Annotated in this window: 6 protein-coding genes; all 6 read left to right on the top strand. The window is 53.0% G+C overall.

The window, feature by feature from the left end; translation table 11 throughout:
- Positions 1 to 697, top strand: a 697-nt coding sequence (locus tag C0623_07350) for a 3-phosphoshikimate 1-carboxyvinyltransferase (protein PLY00412.1), incomplete at its 5' end; no start/stop codon positions are given.
- A gap of 1 nt (position 698) precedes the next feature.
- The gene (locus C0623_07345) at positions 699 to 1,373 is read left to right on the top strand and encodes a (d)CMP kinase (protein ID PLY00410.1); all 675 of its coding nucleotides are present in this window, start codon (positions 699 to 701) and stop codon (positions 1,371 to 1,373) included.
- A gap of 3 nt (positions 1,374 to 1,376) precedes the next feature.
- The gene (gene ispH / locus C0623_07340; GenBank protein PLY00409.1) at positions 1,377 to 2,216 is read left to right on the top strand and encodes a 4-hydroxy-3-methylbut-2-enyl diphosphate reductase; all 840 of its coding nucleotides are present in this window, start codon (positions 1,377 to 1,379) and stop codon (positions 2,214 to 2,216) included.
- A 106-nt stretch (positions 2,217 to 2,322) separates the two neighbouring features.
- Positions 2,323 to 4,053: a 30S ribosomal protein S1 gene (locus tag C0623_07335; protein ID PLY00408.1), complete on the top strand. Its 1,731-nt coding sequence runs from the start codon at positions 2,323 to 2,325 to the stop codon at positions 4,051 to 4,053.
- A 65-nt stretch (positions 4,054 to 4,118) separates the two neighbouring features.
- Positions 4,119 to 5,024: a signal peptide peptidase SppA gene (sppA, locus tag C0623_07330; GenBank protein PLY00411.1), complete on the top strand. Its 906-nt coding sequence runs from the start codon at positions 4,119 to 4,121 to the stop codon at positions 5,022 to 5,024.
- The gene (locus tag C0623_07325) at positions 5,021 to 5,299 is read left to right on the top strand and encodes an integration host factor subunit beta (GenBank protein ID PLY00407.1); all 279 of its coding nucleotides are present in this window, start codon (positions 5,021 to 5,023) and stop codon (positions 5,297 to 5,299) included. The genes sppA and C0623_07325 overlap by 4 nt, the downstream gene beginning before the upstream one ends.
- Positions 5,300 to 5,597 lie beyond the last annotated feature (298 nt).

The following is a 5,597-nucleotide window of genomic DNA, read 5'->3' as shown; positions in this document are numbered from 1 at the left end:
ACGGATGCTCCGTTGTCTTGGCGCCGATATTGAGTCTTTTGCCGGCGGTGTGCGGGTGACGCCGGGGCAAGAACTGACCGCCCGGGGAATCGATGTGCCGGGTGATATCTCTTCGGCAGCCTTTTTTCTGGTCGCCGGCCTGATCGTTCCCGGGAGTGAACTGCTCATCCGCAACGTCGGTGTCAACCCGAGCCGCAGCGGTATCATCGACATATTGTGCGCAATGGGTGGTCGGCTCGAATTGCAGAATCAGCGCGAAGTTTCAGGTGAACCGGTCGCTGATATTCTGGTAACCAGCAGCCGGCTCAAAGGGGTCAGGATCGGTGGCGAGGTGGTCCCCCGGGCGATCGATGAATTTCCGGTTATCAGCGTCGCCGCCGCCTTGGCCGAGGGGACGACCGAAATCTGTGATGCTGCCGAATTGCGGGTCAAGGAGACCGACCGCATTGCAGCGATTGTTGACGAACTGAATACTCTTGGCGCCGGGGTCGAAGCGCGTGCGGACGGGATGCTTGTGACCGGCCGCGAGACCCTGTCCGGAGGAGCGGTCAAATCGCACGGCGATCACCGGATTGCCATGAGCATGGCGATTGCGGCTCTGGCCTGTCGTAATGAAGTGACGATCAGCGACACCGCCTGCACCGAAACCTCTTTTCCCGGTTTCTGGAATATTCTCGAAAAGGTCAGTGGTGCCTGAGATGAAGAGACTGATCGTTGCCATCGATGGCCCGTCCGGGGCCGGAAAAAGTACTCTCAGTAAACTTCTGGCGCAAAAGCTCGATTATATCAATATTGATACCGGCGCCATGTATCGGAGCGTCGCTCTGGCCGTTCGCCAGAATGGCATCGACTTGTCCGATGATAAAGCGGTAGACGATCTTCTGCAGAATATCAACATCCGGTTCCGGCCCGGCGCCGGAGGCGACCGGATCTTGCTCAATGATATTGATGTGTCTGAGGAGATCAGAAACCCTGAGATATCAACGCTGACTCCGGAGGTTGCCGCTATTCCGGCGGTACGCCGGGCGATGGTTTCGCGGCAGCGTCAACTGGGTGAGCAGGGCGGAGTTGTTCTCGAGGGGCGTGATATCGGTACGGTCGTCTTTCCGCAGGCACAGGTAAAGCTCTTTCTGGTTGCCTCGGCCGGCGAACGTGGTCGCCGCCGCTTTGAAGAGTTGCGGGCAAAAGGGCACGATGTCGACCTTGCCCGGACCATAAGCGAGGTCGAAGCCCGTGACTTCGCAGACAGTCAACGCCAGCATTCCCCCCTGGTTCAGGCAGAAGACGCGATCGTAATCGATACCGACGGACTCACCATTGGCCAGGTTCTTGACCGGATGCTTGCCGTCGTTTCGGCCCGGCAGAAGGAGTAGGGCGTGGAGATTCTTCTGGCCAAAAGCGCCGGCTTCTGTTTCGGCGTCAAGCGGGCGACGAACATGGCTTTTGATGCGGCTCGCGAACATCCGAAAATCTGTTCACACGGTCCGATTATCCATTCACCGCAGATGGTCGAAAAACTCAGAGAACAGGGCGTCGATGTCGTCAGTGACATTGACGAGATCAACGACGGGGCGGTGATCATCCGTTCGCACGGTATTTCTGCCGACGAATTACACCGGATTCTCGCCAAGGATTTGAATATCATCGATGCGACCTGTCCCTTTGTCAAAAAAGCCCAGGATATTGCCGGTCAGTTGAGCCGTGATGGGTACGCTGTTGTTCTCGCCGGTGAAGCGGAACACCCGGAGGTTCAGTGGATTATCTCTTATGCCGGGAATAAAGATGTCTTTACCGTCGCCAACCTTGAAGAAGCCGAAAAACTCCCTTATCTGAAAAAGATCGGCATTGTTGCCCAGACAACTCAATCGTATGATAACTTTGCCCGGATTGTCGAAGCCTGCCTCAGCAAGTGCCAGGAACTGCGGGTTTTTAATACGATCTGCGACGCCACAACGGTTCGGCAGCAGGAGGCGCGTTCGCTTGCCGGCCAGGCGGATCTGATGCTGGTCATCGGCGGTTACAACAGCGCCAATACCTCCCGCCTGGCCCGTATCTGCAAAAAAATTCAGCCCGTAACCTATCACATCGAAACTGCCGCCGAGATCAGGGACGAATGGTTTGGACAGATCGATTCAGTCGGGATTACTGCGGGTGCTTCAACTCCGCAATGGATCATCGATGAGGTTTACGAAAGAGTCGCGCAAGTAGGTAAATAAGGGTTTGTTTTTTAAAAATCTTTATGATATTGTCCTGCTTCGTGACACGGTCACAAACGCTCTCTTCGAGGAGTGAAAAAAACACCAAAGGGGTAACATAAAGGTAATGGTAGAAAACAACGAAACTGTCAACCCAAACGAAGAAATGGAAGAGATGGACTCTTCCGAGATGGAAGAGAGCTTTGCAGCCCTCTTTGAAAACAGCATCAAGGAACTGAAACCGGGCAATGTTGTCACCGGAACGATTGTTCAGGTCAACGACGATACGGTTGTTGTTGATGTCGGCGGCAAGTCGGAAGGGGTGATCCCCCTGCGCGAGTTTTCCGGTGAAGTTGACCCTGCTGAAATCAAGGTCGGTGACCAGTTCGACGTTCTGATTGAAAGAACCGAGAATGAAAACGGTCTGATTTCCCTTTCCAAGGAGAAGGCTGATCGCCAGAAGGTCTGGAACGATCTTGAAGAAGGCGCGGTCGTTGATGGTCGTATTGTCTCCCGGATCAAGGGCGGCCTGACTGTCGATATCGGTGTCAATGCTTTCCTTCCGGGGTCACAGGTCGATCTTCGTCCTGTCCGCAACCTCGACAAGATGCTGAACGAGACCTATCAGTTCAAAATCATCAAACTCAACAAGCGTCGCGGCAATATCGTACTCTCCCGTCGTGTCCTCCTTGAGGAGGAGAGAGAGGCGCACCGTGGTGAAACGCTCAAGACTCTCGAAGAGGAGCAGGTCATCGAAGGTGTCGTCAAGAACCTGACCGATTACGGCGCATTTATAGATCTCGGCGGCATTGACGGTCTGCTGCATATTACCGATATGTCCTGGGGGCGGGTGAATCATCCTTCCGACATTCTCAATGTTGGCGATAATATCAATGTCAAGGTTCTGAAATTTGACAAGGAAAAAGAACGTGTCTCACTCGGTCTCAAGCAGACGACAACCGATCCGTGGCTTGAAGTTGAAGCCAATTTCCCGGTCGGGGCAAAGGTCAACGGCAAGGTCGTCAGCCTGACCGATTATGGTGCGTTCATTGAACTCGGCGACGGTATCGAAGGATTGATCCATGTTTCCGAAATGAGCTGGACCAAGCGGGTCAAGCATCCGAACAAGGTTCTCAACGTCGGTGATGAAGTCGAGTCGGTCGTTCTTGCACTCGATATCCCGAACCGCAGAATTTCTCTAGGTCTCAAGCAGGTCGAGCCGAATCCCTGGGACGTCATCGGCGAGAAGTTCCCGGCCGGTACGATCATTGAAGGACAGGTTAAAAACATTACCGACTTCGGTGTTTTTGTCGGTGTTGATGAGGGGATCGACGGACTCGTTCATATCTCCGATCTCTCCTGGATCAAGCGGATTAAACATCCCTCCGAACTTTACAAAAAGGGCGATCTCGTCAAGGCGGTTGTCCTCAATATCGATCGCGAAAATGAGCGTTTCTCGCTCGGCATCAAGCAGCTGGTAGAAGATCCGTGGCAATCGATTCCAACCCGTTATGCACCGCGTACCATTGTCAAAGGCAAGGTGACATCGGTCACTGATTTCGGTATTTTCATCGAACTGGAAGAGGGGATCGAAGGACTCATCCATGTTTCTGAAATCAGTACCGAAAAAGTTGACTCACCGAAAGATTTTGCCAATGTCGGTGATCAGGTTGAAGCAGTCGTATTGAATGTCGATACGGTTGACCGCAAGATCGCTCTTTCAATCAAGCAGATTGACAGTCAGAAAGAGCAGGCGGAAGTCGATGCGTTCATGGGTGCCCAGGAGAGTGCGACGACCAATCTCGGCGCACTGGTTCAGGGTGCAATGAATAAAAACAACGAATCCGAATCAGACTGAACCCAGACAAACTACGGACCCCTGCGTCATTGATGCGGGGGTCTTTCTTTTCATCGGATCCGGATATGAAGAAACGGCCTTTCCTCATGGCCCTGCTGGTGATCGGGGGCGTATTTGTCAGCTTCGCGCTGCTGGTTGTGATTGTCGCCAGCATTGCCGGGAATTCGTCATCACTGCCGCTCGGTCACAAGGTTGGAGTCATTCAGGTTATCGGTCCGATTGTCTCGTCTGGCAAGACGGTTACAGAGATCGTTTCCTTCGCCAAAGACGATTCGATTGAAGCCGTTGTTTTAAGGATCGATTCCCCCGGCGGCGGGGTAGGGCCTTCCCAGGAAATCTATACCGAAGTCAAGCGACTGGTCGAAAAAAAACCTGTAGTTGTTTCGATGGGCGCTGTCGCTGCATCCGGCGGATATTATATTGCCGCTCCGGCCGATAAAATTGTTGCCAATCCCGGAACCATCACCGGCAGTATCGGTGTTATCATGGCCTTTACCAATTACCAGGAACTGCTCGACAAAATCGGTCTTAAAAACAGCGTTGTCAAAAGCGGTGATCGCAAGGATATAGGGTCGCCGATTCGACCGATGACCGACGAGGATAAAGCGATTCTGCAGGGTTTGGTTGATGATGTGCATCGCCAGTTTGTCGATGCTATCGCCCAGGGCCGTCAACTTGAACTGGATGATGTTCTGACCCTTGCAGACGGACGGATATATTCCGGGAACCAGGCCAAAAAGATCGGCCTGGTTGATCAGTTGGGTAACTTCAGGGACGCAGTCAGCCTCGCCGCATCGATGGCGGAGATTCAGGGTGAACCGCGTCTGATTTATCCGCCGGAAGAAAAACCGGGCCTGTTTGAATATTTCATGCAGGAGGCCATCGGCCAATTCAGGCGAGGCCTTCATGAAGAGACTTCTTCCGGCTTACAATTTTTGTGGAATGGATCAACAGGAGGTAACAGGTTATGACGAAAAGCGAACTTGTCGAGCAACTCTCAGATGTCAATTCCGGCCTGAACAAGAAAGAAGCTGAACTGATTGTTAATACCATTTTCGGCAGTATCGGCGATGCCCTGGCCGATGGCGATCGTGTCGAGATTCGCGGGTTCGGATCATTCAGTATCCGTGAACGTGATGCCCGGGAGGCACGGAACCCGAAAAGTGGTGAAGTCGTCAGGATCCCGTCGAAAAAAACCCCATTTTTCAAAACCGGTAAAGAACTGCGCGCCCGGGTTGATTCCTGAACAGGAATTTTTTTACGAAACACCCGCCTCGACCGATGTCGGGCCCCAATTAGTAAAGCCCTGCTCCGGCGGGGCTTTTTCTTGGCTATTCGCAGATGAGAGTAGATAAAAGGTTGGACTCTCCCATTGACGACCTTGATTTTTTTGGTTGGATTGGTCGTCGTTGGACCGGGACACTACCCGAATCTCAGGGAAGTGTCCCCTGAAGACAGAAGACAGGAAGAACCGCCGGGTCCCGGCCCGGCAGCCGGGTTCATTTCTTTATTGAGCGATAAAGAAACGAACCAAAGAAACCGCT

It is taken from the genome of Desulfuromonas sp. (genome assembly GCA_002869615.1).
GTDB lineage: Bacteria > Desulfobacterota > Desulfuromonadia > Desulfuromonadales > UBA2294 > BM707.
Note: the sequence above shows the minus strand (reverse complement) of the source record. Positions and strands in the feature narration are given on the sequence as shown.